This is a genomic window from Bifidobacterium mellis, from assembly GCF_000967265.1.
Classification (GTDB): domain Bacteria; phylum Actinomycetota; class Actinomycetes; order Actinomycetales; family Bifidobacteriaceae; genus Bombiscardovia; species Bombiscardovia mellis.
The window spans coordinates 1,326,223-1,351,317 of record NZ_KQ033885.1 but is presented as its reverse complement, the minus strand read 5'-3'; the positions used below and the strand labels follow the sequence as shown (position 1 = coordinate 1,351,317).

At 57.4% G+C, this 25,095-nt stretch carries 22 protein-coding genes and 1 tRNA gene; 14 read left to right on the top strand and 9 right to left on the bottom strand.

Translation table 11 applies throughout. The features are described from left to right. The first annotated feature begins 2 nt into the window (after positions 1-2). Genes JF70_RS05755 through dnaG form a run of 3 tightly spaced genes read left to right on the top strand, consistent with a single transcriptional unit; the run spans position 3 to position 3,911 of the window. Positions 3-461: an Ohr family peroxiredoxin gene (locus JF70_RS05755; protein WP_045935606.1), complete on the top strand. Its 459-nt coding sequence runs from the start codon at positions 3-5 to the stop codon at positions 459-461. Between the two features lie 18 nt (positions 462-479). Then, entirely contained in the window at positions 480-1,763 is a 1,284-nt protein-coding gene (locus JF70_RS05750) for a deoxyguanosinetriphosphate triphosphohydrolase (protein WP_045935605.1), read from the top strand. Positions 1,764-1,820: 57 nt separating this feature from the next. Beyond that, positions 1,821-3,911 (top strand): DNA primase, encoded by a 2,091-nt coding sequence (dnaG, locus tag JF70_RS05745; protein WP_045935604.1) that lies wholly within the window; start codon positions 1,821-1,823, stop codon positions 3,909-3,911. Between the two features lie 121 nt (positions 3,912-4,032). Here the strand turns inward: dnaG and JF70_RS05740 are convergent, their stop codons facing one another. Continuing rightward, entirely contained in the window at positions 4,033-4,242 is a 210-nt protein-coding gene (locus tag JF70_RS05740) for a hypothetical protein (protein ID WP_045935603.1), read from the bottom strand. Positions 4,243-4,778: 536 nt separating this feature from the next. Between JF70_RS05740 and JF70_RS05735 the strand changes: the two genes are divergently transcribed. Then, positions 4,779-5,489 carry an HAD family hydrolase gene (locus tag JF70_RS05735; protein ID WP_045936182.1) on the top strand — a complete coding sequence of 237 codons (711 nt, stop codon included), beginning with the start codon at positions 4,779-4,781 and terminating at the stop codon, positions 5,487-5,489. Positions 5,490-5,499: 10 nt separating this feature from the next. Here the strand turns inward: JF70_RS05735 and JF70_RS05730 are convergent, their stop codons facing one another. After that, positions 5,500-5,832, bottom strand: coding sequence for a nucleotide pyrophosphohydrolase (locus JF70_RS05730; RefSeq protein ID WP_045935602.1), 333 nt, complete (start codon positions 5,830-5,832; stop codon positions 5,500-5,502). Positions 5,833-5,899: 67 nt separating this feature from the next. Here JF70_RS05730 and JF70_RS05725 point away from each other — a divergent pair, with 67 nt between their 5' ends. The 4 genes from JF70_RS05725 to JF70_RS05710 all read left to right on the top strand — a co-directional run bounded on the left by JF70_RS05725 (position 5,900) and on the right by JF70_RS05710 (position 11,984). Next, positions 5,900-8,053 (top strand): DUF2075 domain-containing protein, encoded by a 2,154-nt coding sequence (locus JF70_RS05725; RefSeq protein WP_045935601.1) that lies wholly within the window; start codon positions 5,900-5,902, stop codon positions 8,051-8,053. Between the two features lie 105 nt (positions 8,054-8,158). Next, on the top strand, positions 8,159-9,103 hold the full coding sequence (gene uriH, locus JF70_RS05720; protein WP_045936181.1) for a uridine-preferring nucleoside hydrolase UriH: 945 nt from the start codon (positions 8,159-8,161) through the stop codon (positions 9,101-9,103). 5 nt (positions 9,104-9,108) lie between these two features. Beyond that, on the top strand, positions 9,109-10,557 hold the full coding sequence (gene uriT / locus JF70_RS05715) for a uridine transporter UriT (RefSeq protein ID WP_156149616.1): 1,449 nt from the start codon (positions 9,109-9,111) through the stop codon (positions 10,555-10,557). A 245-nt stretch (positions 10,558-10,802) separates the two neighbouring features. After that, the gene (locus tag JF70_RS05710) at positions 10,803-11,984 is read left to right on the top strand and encodes an SLC13 family permease (RefSeq protein ID WP_045935600.1); all 1,182 of its coding nucleotides are present in this window, start codon (positions 10,803-10,805) and stop codon (positions 11,982-11,984) included. An 11-nt stretch (positions 11,985-11,995) separates the two neighbouring features. Here JF70_RS05710 and JF70_RS09195 read toward each other — a convergent pair whose 3' ends face one another. Next, a complete protein-coding gene (locus tag JF70_RS09195; RefSeq protein WP_045935599.1) occupies positions 11,996-12,178 on the bottom strand; it encodes a hypothetical protein in 183 nt (60 codons plus the stop codon). Between JF70_RS09195 and JF70_RS08775 the strand changes: the two genes are divergently transcribed. Beyond that, positions 12,120-13,286: an MFS transporter gene (locus tag JF70_RS08775; protein WP_338058846.1), complete on the top strand. Its 1,167-nt coding sequence runs from the start codon at positions 12,120-12,122 to the stop codon at positions 13,284-13,286. The genes JF70_RS09195 and JF70_RS08775 overlap by 59 nt on opposite strands. Positions 13,287-13,332: 46 nt before the next feature. On the opposite strand, the gene JF70_RS05695 is transcribed toward JF70_RS08775, so the two are convergent. From JF70_RS05695 to JF70_RS05685, 3 genes are read right to left on the bottom strand one after another with little or no spacing between them, the layout of a single operon-like run. Continuing rightward, positions 13,333-13,938, bottom strand: a complete 606-nt coding sequence (locus JF70_RS05695) for a DNA-3-methyladenine glycosylase (RefSeq protein WP_045935597.1) — start codon at positions 13,936-13,938, stop codon at positions 13,333-13,335. Continuing rightward, complete coding sequence (gene fdxA / locus JF70_RS05690) at positions 13,935-14,321, bottom strand: ferredoxin (RefSeq protein WP_045935596.1); 387 nt, start codon at positions 14,319-14,321, stop codon at positions 13,935-13,937. Before fdxA ends, JF70_RS05695 begins: the two co-directional genes overlap by 4 nt. After that, a complete protein-coding gene (locus JF70_RS05685) occupies positions 14,318-15,070 on the bottom strand; it encodes a helix-turn-helix transcriptional regulator (RefSeq protein WP_156149615.1) in 753 nt (250 codons plus the stop codon). Before JF70_RS05685 ends, fdxA begins: the two co-directional genes overlap by 4 nt. A gap of 58 nt (positions 15,071-15,128) precedes the next feature. Between JF70_RS05685 and JF70_RS08585 the strand changes: the two genes are divergently transcribed. After that, positions 15,129-17,783 carry a multicopper oxidase domain-containing protein gene (locus tag JF70_RS08585; RefSeq protein ID WP_052690772.1) on the top strand — a complete coding sequence of 885 codons (2,655 nt, stop codon included), beginning with the start codon at positions 15,129-15,131 and terminating at the stop codon, positions 17,781-17,783. A gap of 25 nt (positions 17,784-17,808) precedes the next feature. On the opposite strand, the gene JF70_RS09115 is transcribed toward JF70_RS08585, so the two are convergent. Further along, positions 17,809-18,054: a TM2 domain-containing protein gene (locus tag JF70_RS09115; protein ID WP_052108376.1), complete on the bottom strand. Its 246-nt coding sequence runs from the start codon at positions 18,052-18,054 to the stop codon at positions 17,809-17,811. An 833-nt stretch (positions 18,055-18,887) separates the two neighbouring features. On the opposite strand from JF70_RS09115, the gene JF70_RS05670 reads away from it, so the two are divergent. The 4 genes from JF70_RS05670 to JF70_RS05660 all read left to right on the top strand — a co-directional run bounded on the left by JF70_RS05670 (position 18,888) and on the right by JF70_RS05660 (position 22,380). After that, complete coding sequence (locus JF70_RS05670) at positions 18,888-20,444, top strand: hypothetical protein (RefSeq protein WP_156149614.1); 1,557 nt, start codon at positions 18,888-18,890, stop codon at positions 20,442-20,444. 156 nt (positions 20,445-20,600) lie between these two features. Further along, positions 20,601-21,086: an NUDIX hydrolase gene (locus tag JF70_RS08575; RefSeq protein ID WP_156149613.1), complete on the top strand. Its 486-nt coding sequence runs from the start codon at positions 20,601-20,603 to the stop codon at positions 21,084-21,086. 487 nt (positions 21,087-21,573) lie between these two features. Beyond that, complete coding sequence (locus tag JF70_RS08975) at positions 21,574-21,750, top strand: hypothetical protein (protein ID WP_156149612.1); 177 nt, start codon at positions 21,574-21,576, stop codon at positions 21,748-21,750. A 6-nt stretch (positions 21,751-21,756) separates the two neighbouring features. After that, a complete protein-coding gene (locus tag JF70_RS05660) occupies positions 21,757-22,380 on the top strand; it encodes a hypothetical protein (RefSeq protein ID WP_045935593.1) in 624 nt (207 codons plus the stop codon). Positions 22,381-23,009: 629 nt separating this feature from the next. On the opposite strand, the gene JF70_RS05655 is transcribed toward JF70_RS05660, so the two are convergent. Both JF70_RS05655 and JF70_RS05650 read right to left on the bottom strand, forming a co-directional pair. Next, positions 23,010-23,086, bottom strand: a tRNA-Arg gene (locus JF70_RS05655). A gap of 38 nt (positions 23,087-23,124) precedes the next feature. Then, the gene (locus JF70_RS05650) at positions 23,125-25,026 is read right to left on the bottom strand and encodes a 1-deoxy-D-xylulose-5-phosphate synthase (RefSeq protein ID WP_045935592.1); all 1,902 of its coding nucleotides are present in this window, start codon (positions 25,024-25,026) and stop codon (positions 23,125-23,127) included. Positions 25,027-25,095: the final 69 nt, after the last annotated feature.

The window sequence follows — 25,095 nt, the reverse complement described above, 5'->3', positions numbered from 1 at the left end:
TTATGACTACATATACAGGAAATGAACCAAGCAATATCTCATACACAGCCGTAGCTGACATCACCGGTGGTCGCGAGGGCCATGCGGACAGCCACGAGCCCGACCTCTCCCTGGACCTGGACACACCCAAGGCCATGGGGGGCAAGGGCCAGGGCACCAATCCCGAGCAGCTTTTCGCAATCGGTTGGGGCGCCTGCTTCCAGGGAGCCATGGGACTGGCCGGCAAGGAGTTGCGCGTGCCGGCCACCAAGCTGGCCCAGAGCAGGGTGCGCACCCATATCTCCCTCGGTGACCAGGGCGAGTCCTTCGGCATCAAGGCTCTGATCGAGGTCTGCCTGCCTGGTGTCGATCGTGATCTGGCCACCCGTCTGGTGGAGCGCACCCAGGAACTCTGCCCCTATTCCAAGGCCACGGCGGGCAATGTGCCCACTGAAGTGGTGGTCGTGGACAATCTGGACTGAACAGAGCGGACACGCCTGATGGGCACTGACGAGGAGGGCGGTTCCCGCCTGCTGGCCGAGGGCTATTCCGCCCGGGATCAGGAAAGGTGGGCTCCAGAGCCTCCAAAGACCAGCGGCAGGACTCCTTTCGAACGTGATCGGGCGCGCCTGGTCCATTCTTCGGCGCTGCGTCGGTTGGGGGCCAAGACGCAGATCCTGGTCGCCGGCACTGACGACTTTGCCCGCACACGGCTGACCCACACTCTTGAAGTGGCCCAGATTGGACGGCAGATCGGGACCATGCTGGGCTGCGACCCCGATGTGGTGGACTGTGCCTGCCTGGCCCATGACCTGGGTCATCCGCCCTTCGGCCACAACGGCGAACGTGCCCTGTCCTCGCTGGCCTCGGATATAGGGGGATTCGAGGGCAACGCGCAGACCCTTCGACTACTGACCAGGCTGGAGCCCAAGGTCTTCCACCCGGACGGACGTTCAGCAGGGGTCAACCTGACCAGGGCTGCCCTGGACGCTGCGGTCAAGTATCCCTGGACCCTGGCCGAGGCCTCGGCTCATCCCAAGGGGGAGAGGACCGCCAAGTTCTGCGTCTATCCGGACGACCAGGAGGTCTTCCATTGGCTTAAGCAGGGGGCGCCGCAGGCCAGCACACCTATGGAGTGCCAGGTCATGGACCTGGCTGACGACATCGCCTACAGCGTCCATGACGTGGAGGACGCCATTGTGGTCGGTTCCTTCGTGCCTGAACGGCTGGCTGAGCCCCGGATCATCGATGGCGTGGTCCGGGCCGCCCGATCCTGGTATGGGGACCGATGGGATGCCGACCAGTTGGTCCGAGCCTTGGAGGCCGTCCGTGGCATGCTGCCGACGGGCTTCGACGGTTCACGCCGGGCCCTGGCTACGTTGAAAAACACCACCAGTTACCTGATCGGACGCTTTGCCGACTCCGTGGAGGCGGCCACCCGAAGCCGCCACGGCCAAGGCCCGCTGACCAGGTATTCGGCGGGGCTGGTCATTCCTGCCCGGACCTCCTACGAGATTGTGGCCTTGAAGGGGATTGCCGTCTACTTCGTCATGGCTCCCCGTGAGAAGGAGCCCTTCCACGCAGAGCAGCTGAAAATCGTGACCGACCTGGTTGAGGTTATGATGGCCGACTCGCCAGCCCCCTCGGATGCTCTGGAGGATGTCTTCCTGGAGGATTGGCGCCAGGCGGGTTCGGATGGTGAACGCCTGAGGGTGGCCATCGACCAGGTGGCCTCCCTGACCGACGGTTCGGCGCTGGCCCTGCATTCCCTGGTCTGCCCCTAGGCCTGCGGCATTTATGCCGGGCGCAACACATCGCCCTGAACCGGTAGGCTGGGTGTCATGTCCGGAATGATCAAGAAGGAAGACATCGAGAAGGTCAGAGCCAAGGCCGATCTGTATGAGATCGTATCTGAAAGCGTGACTCTGAAGCCTTCAGGTTCCGGCACTTACATGGGCCTGTGCCCCTTCCACGACGAGAAGTCTCCCTCTTTTTCGGTGCGTCCGTCCATGGGGGTCTGGCACTGCTTCGGCTGCGGCCTGGGTGGCGATGTCTTCACCTACGTGGAGCAGGAGGAGAACGTCGAGTTCGGCGATGCCGTCGAGATCCTGGCAGACAAGTACCAGATCGAGCTGCATTATGAAAACTCCCGCCAGGACAAGCGCCGCGGGTCCAAACGTTCCCGGCTGCTGGAGGCCAACGAGGAAGCCCAGCGTTTTTTCGTCTCGCAGATCATGAGCAAGGAGGCGCTGGCGGCGCGCAAGCTCTTGGCGGGCAGGACCTTTTCCCAGGCTGACAGCGCACATTTCGGCTGCGGATACGCTCCACGAGGATGGGACAACCTGGTTCGCCATCTTGCTACCAAGGGCTTCACCCAGCAGGAGATGCTGGATGCGGGTCTGGCCAGGCAGGGACAACGGGGGGTCTATGACTACTTCCGGGGCAGGGTCACCTGGCCTATCAGGGATTCCACGGGCCGTACCCTGGGCTTCGGCGCTCGCAAGCTCTATGAGGACGACGGCATCAATGCCAAGTACATCAACACGCCGGACACCCAGCTCTACCGCAAGAATCAGGTGCTCTACGGCATCGACCTGGCCAAGGATGCCATCGTCAAAAAGCGGCAGGTGGTCATTGTGGAGGGTTATACCGACGTCATGGCCTGCCACCTTGCCGGCGTTGACACGGCCGTAGCCACCTGCGGCACTGCATTCGGCGAGGACCACGCCAAGATCGTCCGTAGACTCATCTCTGATGACGCCTTGGGGGCTATCCAACTGGTGGGACCGGTCCAGGGCTCCCGGGTGGTCTTCACCTTCGACGGGGATGCCGCCGGGCAGAAGGCCGCCCTGCATGCTTTCGGCCTTGACGGGAGCTTCCTGACGCAGACCTTCGTAGCGGTGGCCCGGGAAAATCTGGATCCCTGCGATCTGCGTATCCGGTACGGTGATGAGGCCGTGCGATCATTGGTCGAGCATGCCCGGCCGCTGTACGACTTCGTCATCGACACCGCTGTGGCCATGTTCGACACCCAGTACACTACCGGGCAAATGGGGGCTGTCAAGGCTGTGGCACCCATCCTGGCGCAGATCAGGGATCGCTCCCTGGTGGGGGCCTACACCCGCAAGACCGCCAGAAAAATCGGGGTGGATCTGGATCTGCTGCGTCAGGAGGTCAACAGGGCCCGTCGCAAGCTGCATGTAAAGGACCAGGATGCCTATGCGGTCCGCACTCCTCACCGCGGTGCAAATGAATCGGGAGGTCGCGCGGGCCATGGCAGCGACGACGCCATGCAACGCCGGAGGATACAGCGTGAGGATGCCCTCCGACAGGGCTATCATCACATCGATGATTCGGTCTTCATCTGTGAGCAGCAGTTCATGGGCGTGCTTATCCAGATTCCCAGGGCGGTCGGATCCGATGCCTTCGGCCAGCTGAGTCCGGAAAGTTTCGAGGTTCCGATTTTCCGCTCGCTCTATCGGGCTGTGCAGGCCGCCGGAGGGTTGCCTGACAAAAAGACGCCTCAGGGACTGTGGATGCATAATCTGACCAAGGCGGGCGGGCCCATGCTGGAGTCGGCCATCAACGAGTTGGCTGTCATGCCCTTGCCGCTGAATTTGGATAAGCAGGAGGATAGGCAGAGGGGCTCAGTACCGGGCTCCAAGAAAGGCGATAATGGGGACGAACAGGGTGCAGACTCCGATGACACGGATGTTCAGCTGAAGCAGCCTAGCCCGGAGGAGCGTCAGTATGCTTCCGAATTGCTGGCAAGACTGTTGGACGCCACCTACATGCGGCTTATTGCATCGGCCAGGCATCGGATGAATCAGTTGCCAGACGGACAGGAGAAGTTCGATCTTCTTGGCCAGCTCACCCAATACGAGACCCAGCGCAACGAATTGCGCAACCAAGTCTTCGGCAACGCCGAGTGAACTGGTGATCAGATAGGTTAGTCCTCCCTGTCCTTGTTGACATCTTTGCTTCCGAACAGGGGCGGGAAGGACTTGGGTTTTTAGTTTCCTGTAAGGCGGAGAAGTAGAGCTGGGAGTTGATTCAGGTCATCACGGTGACCATAATCGCAGTTATGATGCCACCCAGATAGGGATTCCTGGTGTGACGGTAGATCGCCTGAGCCTCCAGATGCAGGACGGCCAGTTGGACCAAAGGTATCAGCATCCAGTCGGGTGTCTGCGTGTCGATACCAAAAAGACTGTTGGCTCCGATGACGAAGAAATATCCATATCCAGGTGCTACTACAAGCAACGCAGTAGCTTGAACAGCGACAAATTCATTGTTGATGCAAGGCAGAGTTTGAGAATTCTTCCTTGTTTATAAACCCGTAATGCCTTACAAATATAGTATTACTGGTAAAGCACGATAATTCACTCTTTGTTCCTACTTTGGCTGTATGGCACATTCTCAAGTACCGAGCGGGTGGGCGGAATACGCCGTGGTATTAGGCTTGAACATACAACGCCGAAGGACGGCTTTACATTACAGCCAAGAGTTCGTCGCCTATAATGCCAACCTTTCCCGATTCGCATATCAACAGTTGGAGCATGGTCAGTCGCGACCCGGGAGCCCAGCCAATCCCAGTTTGATCAACATAATGGCAGTTGCTCAAGTGCTTAATCTGGGTCTGGATGAGCTGCTACCTGATCCATGGCCGGATCTTCATGCCAAGTAATGCGCAGCAGCGCTATTCTCAAGACGAGCCTTGCCGATAGGGTGAATGCATGAACATGGAGCATAAAAGGGAAGAAAGCCGTGCCGGGTCGACTGACAAAGCCCGGTCTGATATGGGTCACCGACCGCTTGCGGTCTTCTGGGACATGGACGGAACCTTGATCGATTCAGAGCCCTACTGGCATCAGGCGGAGGTCGATCTGGTGCGCGAGCATGGGGGGGACTGGAATGCCGACATGGGCTGGCAGGTTTCCGGCAAACCTCTCACCAAAGTGGCAAGGTTAATGCGGGAGCGTGGTCTTGACCTTCCTGAGGACCAGATTCCGGATTTGTTGATCGATGGGGTAATCGCCATGGAGGAGCGTCACATGCCATGGATCGAAGGGGTTCGTGCCATCCTGACAGACCTGGTTGAGGCTGGCATCCCTTCGATTCTGGTCACTACTTCGCCACGCCGCATGGCTCAGGCTGTGGTCGCCAAGGCACCCAAGGGGGCTTTTGCCGACTATGTTTGCGGGGATGATGGGCTGGCCCAGAAGCCCGATCCTGCCCCCTATCTGCATGCGGCCGGTCTGGTGGGCATCAACAGCCCTGATCTGATGGCCTCCTGCCTGGCTTTCGAGGATACCTTGACCGGCATCACTTCGGCTGTGGCATCAGGAGCCACCACTGTGGCCTATACCGGCACCAACCCGGTCGACACCTCGTCAGGCCCTCAGTTCGCTTCCATAAACAGCTATCGGGGAGTCACCTTGGATGATCTATCCGCACTGATCGCCAAGCGACTCGGACGGTCGGGGCCGTCGGCTGCGCAGACCTGCTGAATCGATCCGCCTACTGCAGGGGCCGGTATTTCCGGCTGGAGCCGCGTGAGGTTGCCACCGGATACCTCTCGGCCGTCCTTTGCAGTTTGTCCATGATGATTCGGTCCATGTCCAGATCCAGCCGATCCGCCAGCTGGATGCAATAGGTGAGCACGTCAGCCAGTTCGTCGGTCACGTGGCCCTCATCTCCGTCCCTGGGATCATCCCCCCACTGATAGCATTCCAAGAGCTCGGCGGCTTCGATGCAGATTGATTTGGCCAGATTTGCGGGCGTATGGAATTGATCCCAGTCGCGCTCGTGCACAAAATCCATCACCGCTGTTTCCGTTTCCTTGCTGATCATGATTTCGAGCCTATCAGTCGGCTCTCCTTGCATCAGTTTGGTATGGGTTCGTGGCATAGTGAAAATCATGGATTCATCAAGTGCGCCGCAGCCTGTGGTGATGACTCTGCCCTATGGCAATTTCAGGGATGAGGATTTTTCCAAGGCTATTGCCGAGTACAAGCAGTCGGAAGCTGTCGGCAGCCGGGACAGCAATTTCGAGGAGAGGCTGCTTGAGGAGCTGTTCCTGCGCTATCCCACTGTATATATTGTCTCTGCCGACGTAGGGGACAGTGGCAAAAAGCATGGTGGTGGACCCCCTTATGTGGTTTACGTCGGTGAGACCAACGACATCCGTTCTCGAACCAGGCAGCACATCGAGCTGGATCCACGTACACGAACGGATTGGGAACGCCTGGTGCGATTCATGCGCAATCATCAGGACAGGGTCTGCCAGTACATCATCGGTGATCGCCACTTCAATAAGTCCCTGACTCTGGATATGGAAAATCGGTTGATGGGGTATATGCAGAGCGTAGACGCGGTCAAGCTGGTTATGAACCGTAGAACCAACGCTCAGGATATGTATTACACCAGCGACGAGTTCGACAGCATCTTTTCCAAGGCCTGGCAGACCCTGCACGAAATGGAGCCCGATCTGTTCCCGGAAGAGAAGGCGATCCTGGATTCCGCCCTGTTCAAGGCCTCGCCCTTCCGCAAACTCACCGACGAGCAACGGCGGGCTGAAGAGGCTGTGCTGCATGTGTTGGAGTCGGTCATTGTTCAAAATCGTGACGAGGGTTTCCACTCATTGACGGAATCGACAGGACCGGTTCGGATCAACGATAAAGTCCATACCCAGGTCATTGTCGTTCAGGGCATGTCAGGGACCGGCAAGACCGTTTTGCTCAGCCATCTCTTCTATCAGATATGTGCCAGATATGGCATCTATGGGAACTTGAACGGCAAGGACGATAACCGTTCGGCAAAGGCCAGGCAGCGTTCCTACATCATTGTCAACCAGGCCGAGCAGGCCAATGTCTATAACCAGATGGCTCTGAAGCTTGGATTGCAAAAGCAGCGCGGCCAGTGCGTGGTTGGCGCTGTCCAGTTCATCAACCGGTTCAGCAAGCACACCAATCGAAATGGCCGATCCACAGGCAGGGCAGCGGATCCTATGAATAGCGTCGATGCCAAGGCGGATGTGGTGCTGATTGACGAGGCACATCTGCTGCTGACACAAGGGTCGCAGAGCTACTCCGGAGGCAACCAGCTCTACGATATTCTCCGGCGGTCAAAAGTGGCCATCGTGGTCTTCGACCCGGAACAGGTCTTGCGTGGATCCCAGTTCGTGGATGCCCAGGAAAGTCGGCTTCTGGGATTGACGGGTTCCGAGCATGGCACAACCTTCTCGCAACCCATGCTCATCCGTGAGAAGTCACGGGATGGCCAACATGCACGCGAGGATACCTTCCAGGTCAGTCATGTTCGTTTGGACCAACAGATGCGCATTCAGGCTGACCCTGCAACCTGCGCCTGGCTGGATCGGATGACAGTCAAGGATGGCGTCATTGGTCCCTTGCGTCCGGATCCTTCGGAACATCCTTATGAGATCAAGGTATTTGACTCGCCTACGGACTTGAGGAAGTTCATTCGTCGAAAGGACCAGGAGCAAAGGGGCGAGGGCTCCTTGGGCCTCTGCCGACTCCTGGCCACCTATGACTGGCCTTATAGCAGCAAGAATCAACCGGATCCACGCGAACCCTCCCGACATTGGCAGGTTGCACTACGCCAAGAGGATTCAGGTCAATGGGTGTGGGCCGAAGAGGGGCAGGACGGGGATGGTGAATTCGCCATGCCCTGGAATTACGAGCTATATGAGGCGCAGGGAAACTCCACTGCAAATCACCGGATCGCCTGGGCCGAGTTGCCTTTCACCATTGATGAGGTGGGCTCCATCTTCACCATCCAAGGTTTTGATCTCAACTACGCGGGGGTCATTATCGGGCCCTCGGTCACTTACAGGAACGGAAAGATCGAATTCGAACCCAAGTTCAGTTGCAACACATTGGCGACCAACCAGCGGTCGGAGCCGGAGATGAATCCTGTGGATAATCTTCGGCACGAGTTCAATGTGCTGCTCAAACGAGGGGTGCACGGATTGGGGCTATTCGCAGTTGATCCCGAGCTTCGGGATCGACTGGCCTGGGCAGTGGGTGGGTTCGCCCAGGTCCGGGGCTGACCAGTCTAACGCGCCTACATCGATTGAATGCCAATCAGCGGTATCATGTCCTGGGCCATGATCAATGGCCCAGGACATATTCATGAGAAAGGCGTAGGCGAGTATATGACGACGCGCAAGATCATCCTGGACTGCGATCCAGGTCATGACGATGCGGTGGCTATCCTTCTGGCAGTAGGCGATCCGCGGATCGACCTGATCGGAGTGACTACGGTTGGCGGCAACCAGAGTCTGGACAAGGTTACCTATAATGCGAGGGCTGTGCTGGAGAAGGCACATGCGCGCCAGGTGCCGGTCCATGCCGGATGCGATAGGCCGTTGGTGCGTCCTCAGGAGGTGGCTGCTTCCATCCATGGCCAGACCGGCCTGGACGGCGTCGAGCTGCCTGAACCTACCCGACCCCTGGACCCCGGGCATGCAGTCGACTGGATCATCGAGACCATCATGCGCGAGGAGCCGGGCACGGTGACCCTGGTTCCCACTGGGCCCCTGACCAACATCGCCATGGCCGTCCGCAAGGAACCCCGCATTGTCGATCGCGTCCGCGAGGTCGTGCTCATGGGCGGCGGTTACCATGTGGGCAACTGGAGCGCTGTCGCTGAATTCAATATCAAGGTTGATCCCGAGGCCGCTCACATCGTCTTCAACGAGCCCTGGCCGGTCACCATGGTGGGGCTGGATCTGACCCATCAAGCCCTGTGCACCCCGGAGGTTCAACAGCGCATCGAGGGCATCGGCACCGATCCGGCCCACTTCGTCAGCGGGCTGATGGACTTCTTCCGCAAGTCCTACCAGGACAACCAGGACTTCGTGGATCCGCCTGTGCACGATCCCTGTACTGTGGCCTATCTGATCGACCCCTCTATTGTGAGCACCCGTCGTTGCCCGGTAGATGTGGAGCTGCGCGGGGACCTGACCTGCGGGATGACCGTGGCCGATCTGCGCGGCCCGGAGCCCTCTGCCGAGGACTGCCACACCCAGGTGGCCGTCAAGCTGGACTTCCAGGGATTCTGGGACCTGGTGGTCAAGGCCATCACCGCGATTGGATGAGATCAATGAAGACTTCGAACATAGCCGCACCCAAGACTGATAAGCCCATAGATACGACCGCTGGCGGCTCAGGCTCTTCCATCGTCGCCTTGATGACGGCCCTCATGGCCGCCGTCTTCGCCTTCCAGCTCAACGCCTCCATGCTCTCGCCGGCCCTGACGACCATGGGGACCGAGCTCAATGCCAGCAGCTCCAGCATCGGTCTGACCCAGACGGTGTTCTTCACCTCCTGTGCGGTCTTCTCCCTCTTCCTGCCCCGGCTGGGCGATCTGGCTGGCCGCAAGAAAGTACTGCTGGGCATGCTGAGCCTTACGGCGCTGGGATGCGTGGTCTCCGCTTTGGCTCCCAACGTGACGGTGCTCATGATTGGGCGCGTCATTCAGGGGGTGGCCGGTCCGGTCGTGCCCATGACCCTGATCATGCTGCACGCCGAAGTGACTGATGAGGCCCGATACGCCAGGCTCATGGCTGTTCTCACGGCTGTCAACGGCGGCATCGGCGGCGTTGATGCCATCCTGGGTGGATGGCTGGCCGGCACTTTCGGCTTCCGCTCGGTCTTCTGGTTCATGGTGGCCATTGCGGTGATTGCCGTCCTTCTGGTGGCACTGTTCGCCCGCGAGAGCTATGCAGACGATCGCCCCCGCATGGACTGGGCCGGTGTGGTCTTCCTCTGCATCGCCTTCCTGGCCGCATATCTGGCTATCAATGAGGTCGAGAAGCTAGCCCAGGCGCGCTGGATCCTTGTGGTTGTCGAGATTCTGGTTGCTGCGGTCTTCTTCATGATCTTCTGGAAAGTCGAAAGCTCCACGTCGGCACCCATGGTCACCACCACCTACCTCAAGCAGCGGCGCACCTGGGGGCTTCTGCTGACGACTCTCACCACCATGGTCGGTGTCTTCGCCATCATGAACGGGATTGTTCCGGCCCTGGCCCAGGACGGCGAGGTCGGTGTCGGTTTGAAGGCCAGCATCGTCTCCTTTGCCACACTGACCCCCTATGCCCTGGTCGGTCTGGTCTTCGGCCCGGTGGCCGGGACGCTGGCATCGCGCTTCGGCTACCTCAAGGTTCTGAGAGTCGGTCAGCTGGTGAGCGTGTTGGGACTGGTCTTCGGCATCTACGTCTGCCTGGTGCCCAGCATCTGGAGTCTGGTGGCCCTCTCCCTGATCCTGGGCGTCTCCTATGCGGGGACGGCCAACATCATGCTCAACGGGCTGGGCGTGGTCCTGTCCCCTGCGGACAACACCGGTTATCTGCCGGGACTCAACGCCGGAGCCTTCAATCTCGGTTCGGGCCTGAGCTATGCGGTCCTCTACGCATTCATGAGCGGCCTGGCGGCGTCCGGGGGAGCCCGTACCGGCTATGTGGCGGCCATGATCGGCGGCGGCGTGCTGGTGCTGATTGCCTTGGCTCTGTCCTATCTGATCCCCGATCCGGAACGAATGGACGACAAGTAATATTGACAACTGATGGGGGCCCTGCGAATACAACCTATCCGCGGGACCCCTTTCCATGCTTTGTGGGCATCCGACTTTATGCGTATCCGACCAAGGGCAAAAGTCGGGGCGAGACAGGCTAGCAGCCAGTAGCTCGCAAGTGTTCCGACCGTAGGCTCAGCAGCGGAAAATAGCGCCAGGAGAGGTCCTGTAAGCCATGGGCCGGCGCGTAAACTAAGTGGGGAATTCGTTCGCCGGAGGTGACCATGCAACATCGGGTGATCGGACTGCTGAAAAACGAGACCGTCCTGGTCGTCGCGGCAGTCATCGCTCTCGTATCCTGCATCCTCATTCCTCCCGACCGACAGTATCTGGGCTATATCCACGTCAATACCCTCACCCAGCTGGGTTCCCTGATGATGGTGGTCTGCGGCTTCCAGCGCATCGGGGTCTTCCACGCCATTGGTGCCGGCCTGTTGAGCCGTGTCCGCTCGGTGCGTGGCCTGGCCCTGGTCCTGGTTTCCCTGCCCTTCTTCTCCAGCATGTTCATCACGAACGATGTAGCCCTGGTTACCTTCGTGCCCTTCGCCATTGCTGTTCTCATCATGGCCGGGCTGGAAAGCCATGCCCTGCTGATCGTCACCCTGATGACCCTGGGTGCCAATGTGGGCAGCATGCTGACGCCCATCGGCAATGCCCACAACTTATACCTCAAGGCCCGCTCCGAGATGCCTGCTGGTGAGTTCCTCCTCCTTATGGCTCCTTATACACTGGTTGCGGCACTGATGCTCTTCCTGTGTTGCTGGTTCGCCTTCAGGAATCAGCGTCTGAACAAGTTCGAAGGCATGGATGCGCAAGAGATTCGCCGCAGCATACTTGCGCCCAGGGAGGAGGGGATACAGCCTCAGGTCAAGGAGATGCAGCAGTCCAGCGGCTGGCGTATCGCCATCTATCTCCTTCTCTTTCTTGTCTGCCTGCTCGGTGTGGCCAAGCTGATTCCACAATGGGCCATGGTCCTGGTGGTGGCGGTGACCTTTCTGATCTGCGACAGGCGGGTCTTTCTTCATGTGGATTGGGGACTGCTGCTGACCTTCGTGGCTTTCTTTATTTTCATAGGCAACGCCAGGAGGATTCCCCAGTTTTATAACCTGGTCAGCGGCCTGGTCAATATCCACCCTTTGATTACCTCGGTCCTGTGCAGCCAGCTCATCAGCAATGTGCCGACGGCCCTCCTGGTCTCAGGGTTTTCGACAGCTTGGCGCCCGATCATTCTGGGCACCAACCTGGGTGGGCTCGGCACCCTGGTGGCTTCAATGGCCTCACTGATTTCCTACAAGGCTGTAGTCAAGCAGTATCCGGGCAAGAAAGGCTATTACCTGAAAATCTATACCGTTTTTAATCTGCTCTTCCTCGTCGTGTTGGTTGGCATGGCCCTGCTGCTGGAGTAGACTGCCCTCCATCAACCAAATGGTGCCGCTAACATTGAGAGGGAGGCAGGAACGATGGAACCGGCCCCGTGCACGTCTAAGCCAAAGCACACAGGGATATTGACCAGACGGAATCTTGGGGTTCTGGTCGGAATCATGGCCTTGGCCATCATGTCGCGGTTTGACTCCATCATCTCTCCTTCCGTTGCAGCCATCCAGGCATCCTTTCCTCATACCGATCCCTCCACCGTTGAATCGGTGGTCTCCATAGGCTCTTCGGCAGCTATAGTTTCAGCTCTTTTATTTGGCCAACTCTTGACCAGAATGAGTTTCAGAATTGCTGCCTGCATCAGCTGTCTGTGCGTCGCCCTGGGCGGCTTGATGCCCTTGGTTGTGCACAGCAGCGTAAGCCAGCTTCTCCTGTTTGCTTTGGTAGTCGGGTTTGGCGTGGGTATCGCTACCACAGTTCTCCCTAGTCTGTCGGCCAGGTTCTTCTGCGGGAGGAAGTTGGCGGCGCTGATGGGGCTGGTCCTGGCTGTTCAGGATGGCTCTTCCATGCTGGTTCTTGCCCTGGGCGGTGTTCTGGCCAAGGGAGGGTGGCTGCACAACTATTGGCTTTATTTCCTGGCCTTGCCTGCCCTGGTCCTGGTCATCTTCATGGTCCCCGGGGTCGGTGCCGTCGAGGAGGAGTCGGGAAAGGTCGTAGGTTCTAAAGTATCGTCCTCCCGAAAAAGCGGACAATGCTGGTGGGCTACCATTTCCTGTATTCTTATCGGGTTTCTGAGCATTTTCCTGGTCGCGGTCCTCTACAACAAGCTTGCGGTCTACATAGCCAAGTACGGTCTGGGCGGCACCAGTGCAGCCGGGGTGGCCCTGATGTTCAACACGGGTTCCTCGGTCGTGATCGGGCTTAGTATCAACGCCATCAAGCGGATTTGTCGACAATGGACCATTCCGGTCGCCTTCCTTCTGATGGCCCTGGGCGCCCTGCTCTTCCTGACCACCCGCTCCTTCCCGTTGGTCTGCTTATCCGCCTTCCTGGTTGGTTCAGGTAGTGCCATCAATATGGCCACCTGCCCCTTCCTCCTGTCCAATCTGACTCCACACAAGCGCTATCCACTGGTCATGGGGATCTTTTCGGCCACCACCAGCCTCGGTTTTACGGCATCCACCTGGGCCTTCAAGGCTTTCTCATCAGTGTTCGGACTGAATCCGGTAACAGGCAGTTTCATAGGCATGCTGATCATCGCTCTGCTGGCTGCTGTCATTCTCTCGCTTGTCCGATTCCAGAGCTGTGTGGAATCGCGCTACGTTGAGCAATAAGCCGCCCTTTAGGCCGTAGAAGTCAGAAGTGTAGGATCCTGTCCTTTCATCGCGACAGGTAGGGGTTGCCGGTGATGACGAACCGTCGCAGGGTCTCTTTGGCATGGGATATGCTGATTCGGGGGGTCGCCGTGATGGTCTCGTCCTGGGCAAGTCCAGCGGTTGCCAGGCGGATGGGCGGTTTTCTGAGGTCGTGGCCGTAGTGGCGCTTGTCGATGTCCAATGCCTGACAGAGCTTGGCGGGTCCGTTGGTCAGATCCTGGTCCGGGTGACGGCCGTGCCTGTGGCTGCGCAGAAGATCCAGACCCTGCACTGGCTGGCAGGCTCGAATCAGCACCCCGGCGCCGAACCCGTCCTCCTGGCAGGAGATGTTCATGCAATAGTGCATGCCATAAGTGAAGTAGACATACATGTGTCCGCTGGGGCCGAAAAGGGCGGCGTTGCGGGTCGATCGTCCATCGTAGGCGTGGCTGGCCGGATCATTCTGATCGTAGGCTTCGGTTTCCACAATTCGAACCCTGGCCTGTTCACCTTCCGACCCATAATCACGAATGATCAAGCAGCCCAGAAGCATCCGGGCGGCCTGATCCACAGGACGGTCCAGAAAGTCGGGGAAGACCTGGTGATCGTCATGGCTTGCACCGGCCTTCATTCCGCTTGGTCCTTGCGGACCCAGACCGCGCGCTGACCGCGTGATTCCGGCTGAATGCAGATGAAGTTGTTCTGATGGGGCAGGGCTGCGACCTGTGGATGGTCGTGATCATAGGGTCCCTGGGCCTGGGCGCCGCCGGCGTCACCGACCTGGGCAAAGAAGTCTTCGGAGGCATCCTTGAACCAGGTCCATTCCTCTGGCAGGTCCTCTTCGTAGAAGATCGCCTCCACGGGGCAAACGGGCTCGCACGCGCCGCAGTCGATGCATTCGTTGGGGTTGATATACAGGTTCCTGGGGCCCTCGTAGATGCAATCCACCGGGCACTCGTCCACGCAGGCCTTGTCCTTGACGTCCACGCAGGGCTGGGCAATCACGTAGGTCATTGCTTTCCTTTCCTCCTTGGTTGGTTGTCTGCTGTCGCTGCTTTCAGGAAGCATCCCTTTGGCGATGACAGAGGTTTCAGCGACACACTGGCCTTTTTGTCCCTGGCCGCCATGCTGCTGCCCTCCACGATTCCTTGGACCATACCCAGATGGATTGTGCAGATGATGGGATGGGCGTTGACGCTGTCCAAGAAGGGGCATGAGGTCAGATACAGACTCGCTGAATCCGGTTCTGCCGCAACCGGAGCAAACCCCAGGGTGGCCAAAGTGTTCAACAGTGTCTGCGTCATGCTCGATGACATGCCCTTTTTTGCATTCCCCCTGCTTTGTCTGGCCAGGGCACGGCCCCAGGCCTGACCTGCTTTCAGTGCAGCCCTATCCCTACTGCCAGTATCGGGGCAGGCAGTTTCCAGAGCCATGCAGAGCGAGGAGATCATATCCTCCTGGGTGTGGTTTGTGGATGTGCGGGAGTAGATGACAGGCGGTCTGCCCCGTCCGGCTGATTGACCATCGCTGTCGTTTCTCCGGCGGACTGCTTCGCCCTGTTCGACCAGATGTTCAAGATGGAAACGAGCAGTCGTCGGATGGATGCCAAAGGCAGCTCCGATCTGCTGTGCGGTCAGACCTGTGCCGGTCTGTTCGGCCGCCATATGCAGATAATCCAAGATTGCGGAGCGGATCTCCTCACCGCTTCTGCGCTTGCCGGGGGCTTGGACCAGTTGTTTACGGGCTTGAATTTCCTGACTCATCGATTAAATTGTATAACTATCAAATTAATTATCAAACCAGGACAAGGCGGACAGACCCATGCACAATGACGCGAAGATGCGCAAGTCCGGCGGCAGGACGGCCTTGCCCAGGTCCAGGATGGTCCTCCTCATCGGCGCAGGCCTGGCTGCGCTGCTTGGCCTTGTTGCTGCGCTGATCCGCGCGGATCTGATCCATCCCTCAGGCAGGGTACCCCTGGCTGATCTGCACGGCGGGCTCATGGTCTATGGGTTTTTGGGCGCTGCCATTGGTCTTGAAAGGGCAGTGGCTTATCGTAGCGGCGGACCTGGCAAACCCTCCTGGGGATTTTTCGCTCCCGCCTTGGGCTTGCTGGGGTCTTTGCTCTGCCTGCTGTCGCTGATGGTTTCGAGCCCCGCTGCTGTCCCGGCATGGGTCAGAGTGGAGTTTTTGGGCGGCATTCCGTGGACTTTGTCCATGTTGGTCCTGACAGCCATGTACTTGGCCATCTGGCGTCGGCAGCCTTCTGCGGAGGTGCTCATACAGGTCCTCGGATCCCTGGTGGGTCTGGTCGGGGCTGCTGCATGGGTTGCAGGATTGGACGCCTCGGTTCTGGCTCCAACCTGGCTCTTCTTTCTGATTCTGACCATCGTGGGGGAACGGGTGGAACTGGCCAGGGCGGTCTTTTCGGATGTCCGTCTTGAATCGGGGATTCTGGGACTCAGCCTCCTGGCGGTCCTGATGCTGCCGGTCCAAGCCATGGCGCCTTCGGTCGGCTATCCGCTTCTGGGGCTGTCCCTGGGCCTGCTCCTCCTGGTCATGGCCAGTCATGATGTGGCCAAGGGCACCTTCCATCATGGAGGCCTGCCAGGATTCATGGGCACCTGCATGCTGTCGGCCTACGCCTGGGGACTCCTGGCTGCCCTCATCTGGATGGCGGCACCTCTGGATTCCAGCACCTACTGGGGCGACATGGCACTGCATGCCTTGGCTGTGGGATTCATCATGACCATGGTCATTGCCCATGTCTGCATGATCGTCCCCTCCGTCATTCGCAGGCCTCTGCCATTTCATCCGCTCCTTTGGGGTGCCTGGGCGCTTATGCAAGTCGGTTTGCTGATCAGGCTCCTCGGAGCCATCCGGCTCTACACGCCCTTGTGGAAGGCGGGGAACCTGCTGAATGTCCTGGGAATCCTCTCCATGATGCTGACCGTGGTCTACCTGGCTGCTCGTGGCAAGCAGGTCCTGGCATCCAAGCGCTACCGTCGGCGCCAGCCAGAGGGTTCACAAGCCGAACATGTTGGGACCCTGGCCCTGCGGATGGACCTGATTGCCACCTCGGCTACAGTGCTGGTCCTGGTGGCCGCCGTTGTTTTGATGGCCCTGCGGCCGACGCTGGCCGTCTCGGTCGGGGCTGCGCCCACCGGAGGTGTCCAGGAGGCTTCATCGAAGAGCGTCCAGCCGACGGGTCACATCAGCCGAGCTTCAATCAGAGTAAAGGGGATGGCCTTTGTGCCGGATACCATCACCATCGAGGCAGGCGACCGGCTGGTTGTAAATTTTCAGAACACCGGAGATCAGCGGCATGACCTGGTTTTCGCCAATGGCAAGAGCACGGGGTCAGTTCCGGTAGGCCAGAGCGTCTCGGTTGACGTAGGGGTCCTGGGGGGCGACACACTGGGCTGGTGCTCCTTGGCAGGGCATCGTCAGATGGGCATGGAGCTCAAGATCAGGGCAAAGGGGGGAACCGTTGCCGAGCAAAGTCGGTCCTCTGCAGGGAAGGCAGTGCAAAGCCATGTCCCATCAGCCGCCAAGCTCAAGTCGCAGGCTGAGAAGAGCGACCCCGCCAAGGCCGCCCTTCCGCCACTGGACAATCATGGGAATGCTGGAACCAGAAAATACACACTGGACGTCAAAGAGCGCAAGGAGCAGGTGGCAGCAGGGTTTGATCGCACGGTCTGGAGCTTCGACGATGCGGGCGATCCACGGGATAAAGGGTCGCGGCCCCTGGCTCAAGGTCCGGTGCTCAGAGGTCGGGTGGGGGACACCTTTGAAGTAACCATCAGGAACAAGGGAAGCATGAGCCATTCCATTGACTTTCACGCCGGCCCGGCCGTCCCTCAGACCATGATGCGCAACATAGAGCCAGGCAAGGAGCTCCTGTATACCTTCACCGCGGATCGGGCTGGCATTTGGATGTATCACTGCAGCAGCGACCCCATGTCAAACCATATTGCCAACGGCATGTACGGGGCCGTGGTCGTCGATGACGGCACCCTGCCGCCGGTAAGCGCGGAGTATGTTCTGGTCCAGTCTGAAATTTATCTGGGGTCCAATGGAGGGAGTGCCGATGCTGAAAAGGTGGCGGCCATGAATCCGGATATCATGACCTTCAACGGACGGGCCTTTCAATATGACGCCCACCCTCTCAAGCTGGAGAAGGGGCAAAGAGTCCGCATTTGGGTTCTGGATGCGGGTCCCAACCAGCCGCTGTCCTTCCATATTGTGGGCACCCAGTTCGATACGGTCTGGACCGAGGGCCGCTATCTGATAGGCGGAGGTGCAGGCGTGAATTCTGCCGGCGCTTCATCGGCCGGAGCGCAGGTCCTGCCCCTGCTGCCGGCCCAAGGCGGATTTGTCGAGCTCAAGGTCGATCAGCCAGGCGATTATTCCATAGTCAACCATGTCATGAGCCTGGCCGAGAAGGGTGCGCATGGCATCATGCGGGTGTCGTGACGCTATCAAGCGGCGTCCGTCGCCTTCAATCCTGCAGCTGGAGTCCCTTGCCGTCCATGTGGTAAGGCGAGCCTGGATGTGAGCCAAGAATCTGCGCACCTTCGACGATGGCCCAGATTGATGAGATGAGAGGGCCGATGAAGAGGACGAAGATGGTGATCAGCAGCTGAGCTACCCCGCGCCCGGTCTTGCCCAGATAGAAGTTGTGTATGCCGAAGCCGCCCAGGAAGAAAGCCAGGATGGCCGCCGTGACCTTCGACTTGTTCGACATGCCCGGCCCGCTGATATATTGGGCCTGAAGCTGCCAAGGTTGAATTTGGGCCGGTCCGCTGGTGCCGGTGGATTGAGGCGTATATGCGGTTTGGCCATAGGGATTCTGCGGCCCTCCCTGGGTGCTCGTGCTCGGAGCCTGCCAAGTTTGATTCGTATCCGGGTACCCGTTGGCAGTTGCCGAGGGATTACCCTGCTGGGAAGCAGACTTGTAGCTTTGGTTGGAAGGCTCTTGCCCGTATTCCCTGTAGCCTGAGTAATTCTGGCTTGCCTGAGCCGTCGGGTCTTGGTCCTCACCTGTTTGCTTATCTGTGGGTTGATGCCAATCGTTCATGGTTGCCTTTCTTATCCATACCATTGTGGGAATGCAACATTATATCTCCAAGAGGGTTTGACTAAAGAGAGGACTTGGCCCTGAAATCTGTTCAGCCAAGACTTAAAAAAGTAGGGCAAAGAATTATTTGGTCATTATTTGGCTATGGATATGTGCTTTGCGCCGGTGACGTCGGCTGTTCTGTGGATCCTATGGAAAACGGCTGATACTAGGTTTGGTTGTTGAATCGAATATACTTTGCAAGAGCAGAGCGCGGGCTTGCAGACAGGCAGAGAGGGTCAGTGAACAAAGTTCTCATTCATGCTTATAGGCATATTCGAGTTTGTGTTTATTTGCAGATGGTTCCCAAGGGAAGCGGCAACCGTGGTGTGGAACATCCCGCGTCTCCATGACCAGCAATCGGTCTTTTCGGCGTTTTCTTTCATGACTCAGTTGCTTGTACCGGCTTTAAGAGGGAATGTGCTGAACGAGTAGGTAAACACGAGGTCTAGCATATAGACATGAGTCAGAGCGTAGGTTCATATGCCATCATGCTGACCAATTTCGATTCGGAGGAACAGCTGAACGATTGGAATCAGGTCAGGCTTCTATGCAACAGCAAGCATAAGCAGAAATGCGATCAAGAGCGCATTCCAGAGGTGAATTCGAAGTTCTGGTCAGATGGTCCTGACGGAGTGAGCGTCTGTGAAAGAACCATTCAGCAGCATCCGGAGTTCCTAGAACGATTTGCCGGCATTCTCAGAACGGCATTCCTTTATAGTCCCCGTGTCCTTGTCACTGATGCGGAGCTCTTTGATGGCGTGTATTTTCTGGCATTTGGCCCTGATGTCGTCCTTGACCTTCTGGGGCAGAATGGTTATGAAACGCCTTTCCTCACCGTTTCCGGCAGACAACCGACCTTGGAGCAGTGCCTGCTGCGCTTCACTACAGTGCCGCTTGACCATCAGCATCAACTTTCAGCCGGAGAAGAGACGATTACTCTGCCGGAGATAGGTACGCTGCGTCCGCTGCAATATCAGGTTTTGCAGAAGACCATCACCTCTGAAGAAAGCCAACGGTTCGTTCCCCAGGCCAGAGCCGTCTTGAGTGAGCATGCAGAGGATAATTGGTCAATAGCTCACAGGATCGCTTGCTTGTACTCCGCATACTGCCAGCAGGATCCGTCTGAGGGTACCTGCCAATTGCTGGCTCAGCGCTGGCAGGAATGGATAGATGCCGAACGGAAGGGTCTCATCAGGTATGAGCAACAACGTTCTCAAACTGAGTCGAATTCCGGCATCGTCCGCAGCTTCAATGATGCCTTTCTTCCTGTTGTCAGCGAAAACGCCGATTGCCTGCGTTCCTGGTGTTCCACATCCAAGGCGAACGAGGTAGAAAAGACCGCATTTCGGGATGTCTTGGACAAGATAAGTCATGAGCCGAGGCGGTCCAAGGCCTTTGCGCTCATCAGGCATTCTGCTTTGCCCTTGGGCACGACTGATTGCAATAGGACCATGGAATGCGACCAGCAAACGCTGGTGGACTGGTACCAGTTCGTCTACCGCTTGGCAATGGCGGATTACCTGGGCTGCTGCCTTATGGCCGTACAAAGCAAACCGAATTCGTATGAGCGCTATGCTGGCCGGACAGGTGGGCGCTCATTGATGCTGTCGGGTAAGGTAACTGAATTGTTCGGGCAGATGCCTTCCGGCTGTTTCGTGCAGTTCTGTTATCAGTCAAGAGATGCGATACAGCAGTGGCGTAATTGTCGACCGAACGCCCCGGACTCTGACCAGCAGCAGCATATTCGTAACATTGCCTATTGCGTGCAGAAGTTTGCATCGCAGCTAGACCGAAAACAGGACAAGTTTAAAATTATCAAACAGTTCATTGCGACCCTGATCATCGCATCCATATCCGTTTTTTGTGACAAGATCATTTTTTCAAGTTCGATATCCATTATCGTGATATTGACTGGGGCTTGGTTCATTGAAGTATTTCCCGAGTTGCTGACAATGATGGAGTGGATGCACGATCAGCATACGGCAACACAAACCATGGTATTCGCTCAACGGTAATCATCGACCAGGAAGGTGACTGTGAAAAACGCTGACGAGTTGAGGCCTAGGGTTCCTCTGCAGGAAATAAGGCGTAGGAAAGTCTTCGAGGAAGCCGGGGGAGCCGACTTTACCGTGACTGCTGTGGACGTCAAGGTGAGGGACACAGGTGCAAACATGACCTTGCACGTGGCATCTGTCAAACAGGGTCGACCGGGTGTGATCTGTGTGACGGTCGTAGAACGAGGGGGAGAGGACTTCTATCTGATAGCGCGCCACTGGCGGGTCGCTGTAGAAGACTGGCTATGGGAATTTCCGCGAGGTATGGGGGAGCAAGGCGAGAATCCACAGACTACAGCCATCCGTGAATTGCACGAAGAGACCGGACTGTGGGCTCAGCCTGACACCGTCCGTCAGTTGCACAGGCTTCATGCCGATGCCGGGGTGCTTCAAGACGACGTGCGGGTGATGGAAATACGGCTTGATCACGTTTCATCCATTCCTGTACTCGATAGCGTCAAGCAAGGCGGTGATTGGGAATTGGAGGATCTGCAATGGCTGCGGTCAGCTGATATTACCAATATGATCCGTGAAGGACAGCTGATTGATGGGCTTACCATAGCTGCATTCTCAATACGGGAGATTGATAAGCGAAAGCAGTAAGGCTCTTGTGCGATTTGCGTATTTGCGGTCTGCTGCGCAAAGTTCGGACTGCTTGCGTGCTTGATAGGACAATTGCCACCATTGAACGAACCCTTGTCGGCAGTCGTCAATTACTGCGAATCGTCTTACCTATTATTTTTGAAGATATGTGATTCGGTCGGCTCCTTGCTTTCGATGCTGAGGCGCTGGCCCTGAAGGTAGATGTGGACGTAAGCGGTGAGGCGCCAATGCAGTCGATGACAGTTTTGAATATTTGATGAGCCAGATTGCGCTGGACATTAGAGACAGCGAGTGGCGAGATAATTGGATAAAAGAGCTGTGAACAGTTTGCCTCAACTTTGTCCATGCTATGAAAAATGAATACAAATGTCGTAGTTTCCGCTATAATTAGGGATACTGGTTTTCTATAAGAAGACAGCGCGTTGAAATTGACAGTAATTCATGCCCGTTTCGAATGGATAAATCAGTATAGGAAAGGACGAATAAAATGGCGTTCCGTTCATTGACGCAACACTATGTGATCGATCCGGCCCAAATAACTGAGGAGAAGATCGAGGAGTCCAAGAGGAATGCTGCAGATTTTGTTGCCAGCTTTGCATCGTGGGATTCCGACCAGGTCACCATGCCCCGGCATGAGATTGGTTTCACCGCGCATCGGGACTGAAATTTAATGAACGTACAGCATGAAGTGGTCGGAGTGGGGGAATTTGACTCACACCCCGACCAATCTTTTATCGCTGATTTGAAAAAACAGATGAGAGAATTTTCGTGCTGTCGAAGCTCTACCATCCAATCGTTCATAACAACCGATAAAATATATAATGGAGAGAATCACGGAGAATCTCGCTCCTATGTTATCTGCGATTCTAAGAGAAAGTTGCTTGGTTTTTTCACTTTGGGAATCACTGCCATAGAGTGGAATACCGTTGAGAATAGTTCCGCGTGGCAAGCGTTGCCAAAGAAGAAAAAGAAGCATCTAGGCAACTACCTGCGTACCAATGCGGGCTATATAGGCATTTACACTATTGGCGAGCTTGCGCGTAAAGATGGCGTGAAAAGTGAGGATCTTCCGGGGAAGGTAATTCTGATGTTTGCTTTGAGGAGCATCCTTAAGGCAAGCAAAATTGCAGGAGGAAGGTTCGTGCTCGTAGATTCTCGCCGAACTGTTTTCGATAGTCTTTACCATGAAGCTGGATTCATGGAAGTAGGAACTAAGGAATCACCCAATAAAGGTGAAGACGAGCAGTTTGTAATTAGTCTGCTGCCCTTGGAAAACGTCGCAGGTTTGTTATAAGACCGTATTCACCGACAATAATTTGGCCTTCGAGAGATTAAGTTATACCTTAATCCAACATTACGTCTATTTGGATTGATGCCGTTAGCGATGCCATTGTGTTTGCATCTACTGCAATTCACCCGTCGTTTGTGATGGCCCCACACTATCGATAGAACAGACAGGTCATGCGCTTACGTTCATGTTCCCTTTCTTATAGTGACGGTAGGATTGGGTTCCGTGTAGTCCGCAAGGGTGACCAGCCGTTGCCCGCCTGTCGGAGGCATTCAAGAATGACGAGTCAGTGCATCTCAACGCAGAGCCCGCAAAATTCGGTGTGTGCGATGTCGCACTCCCTTACGGTTACTCCCATTTCATCTACCCGGTAGTAGTAGCGGCGAGCCTGTACACCTACAGGCTAACTTACGATTCCTTTCCGTGCATATGCTTGTACTGAATCTGATTTCGCTGACAGTTGCTAGCTGTCGAAATCATCCGACTCGAGTTTGCGCTCCTTGTTCGTATCCTCGAATGCGGACACTCTGTGCTTGCCGGAGTTCAGCACGATTTACGCCAACAGCCCATTGGTAATTTCACTTTTTGGAAGAGTCTGATGCCTCAGTCTCCCAATGAGGAATAGAACATGTCACTGGTGACCCCGGAGAGATTCGAACTCTCGACCTACAGATTAGAAGTCAGTTGCTCTATCCAGCTGAGCTACGGGGCCAAACCCTTTCATTCTACCCGCCTGGGTCCACCGGCGGGTCAGATCCATGAAGCCTGGTCGGTAAGGGCATCCGATATGGCTCGAGTCATTGCCGGAACGGTCATGCCATACCTTTCCAGCAGGGTGGTCTTGGGGACCCGGTCGTTGAACTCCTTGGCCGCTCCGAACGCCAGGGTGTGAACCTGACTAGGTCCGTAGTATGCAGCCACGGCTTGGCCCCAGCCGCCGTCCAGCTGACCGTCCTCGATGGTGACCACCAGGGAGTGAGAACCGGTCAAGGTGTCCAGGGTCTGCTCATCCAAGCTGTCGTAGCGATGGGGATCTACCAGTGTGGGCTTCAGCCCCGTGGACCTCTCCAAGGAATCAGCAAGATCGCAGCCAAGTGGAAGGGCATCGCCGAGAGCCAGTAGGGCTACGGTCTTACCTTCTTGCAGGATTCGATAGTGATCCCAGGGAGCAGCGTCCGATCCGCATTCAGCATTGGTCTTCGAGGGATTTGCAGCCAGCTCCATTGGCTTGCCTACGCGTTCCGTCGCCAGCGTGCGCTCGCCGGGCACCCTGATGACCACCGGCTGCCGGGCCGGGCCCGTGGCCCAGGCCAGCATGTCCAGGAACTCGGCCCCGCTGGTCGGAGCCAGGCAGATCAGTCCGGGGATGCCTCGCATCATGACCATGTCGGCCGTGCCTGAATGCGTGGCATCGGTTTTGGCAACACCGGTGGAGAAAACCAGCAGGGTCACCGCGCTGCCGTTCAAGGCCATCTCCTGCTCGATCTGGTCGTAGGCCCTCTGGAAGAAGGTGGCTGAGGTGGCGACTACAGGCGTGCCTCCGGCCTTGGCGATGCCCGCGGCATAGGCTATCGCGTGAGATTCGGCGATGCCCACGTCCCGGTAATGGTTCCCGGCCCGCTGGCGGAAGTCGGGATCGATACCGTTGGACAGAGGCGTGGCGGGGGAGATGACTACCAGGCCCGGCTCTTGTGGGAACCTGGCCTCCAAGGCCTGCATGGCCATTCTTCCGTAAGTCTTTCGTGAGTTGGGCAGGCGACCCAGAGAATCCAGGCCGTCCTGCCAGTGGTTGGCCTCCACCGGACCTTCGGCGGGCAAATCCGGCAGGGGAGTCATATGGGATGTTTGCCCATCGCTCTGGGTTATCGAAGTCGGGCCGATCTGCCCCTGACTGCCCTGTCCAAGCCCCAGACCCTTGCGGGTGTGGATATGGACCACCACCGGATGATCGGTGTCCTTGACCTGACGGAAGGCCTCTATCAGATCCTCGATCCGGTTGCCCTTCTCCACGTATCGGTAGTCCAGTCCAAGGGCGCGGAAGGGATTGTCTGAACTGCGTCCCCCACTGGCACGCAGGGCGGCCAGGCTCCTGTAGAGCCCCCCGTGGTTCTCGGCGATGGACATTTCGTTGTCATTGACCACGATGATCAGGTTGCCGCCCTGTTCTGCGGCCCAGTCCAGCCCTTCGAAGGCCGGCCCGCTGCTCAGTGAACCATCCCCGATGAAGGCGATGATGTTGTCCTTGCCGCCGGTCGCATTCCGCTGGGCCGCCATTCCGCAGGCCAGGCCGATGGAGGTGCCGGTGTGCCCCAGCATGAAGTCGTCGTAGGGGCTCTCCTTGGGCGAGGTGAATCCGGACAGATCCTCCTGTGACCCAGGGTCCGTGTAGGCCCGGCGCCGACCGGTCAGAATCTTGTGGGTGTAGGCCTGATGGGAGACGTCGAAGATCAGATGATCATGGGGCATGTCGAAGACGTAGTGCAGGGCGATGATGGGCTCGATGGTGGCCAGGTTGGAGCCCAGGTGGCCGCCGTGACGTCGACAGAAGCGGATCAGCAACTGACGGATCTCGTCGGCCAGTTGATTCAGCTCTTCCAGGGAGAGAACCTTCAGATCCTGTGGGGAGTCGATGCTGTCCAGAAGCTTGCCCATAACCCTCCTGTCGGTTTCTGTAATGCAATCCAATGATTCTAGGTCTGGCACGGGAGTTCGGAGCCGCTG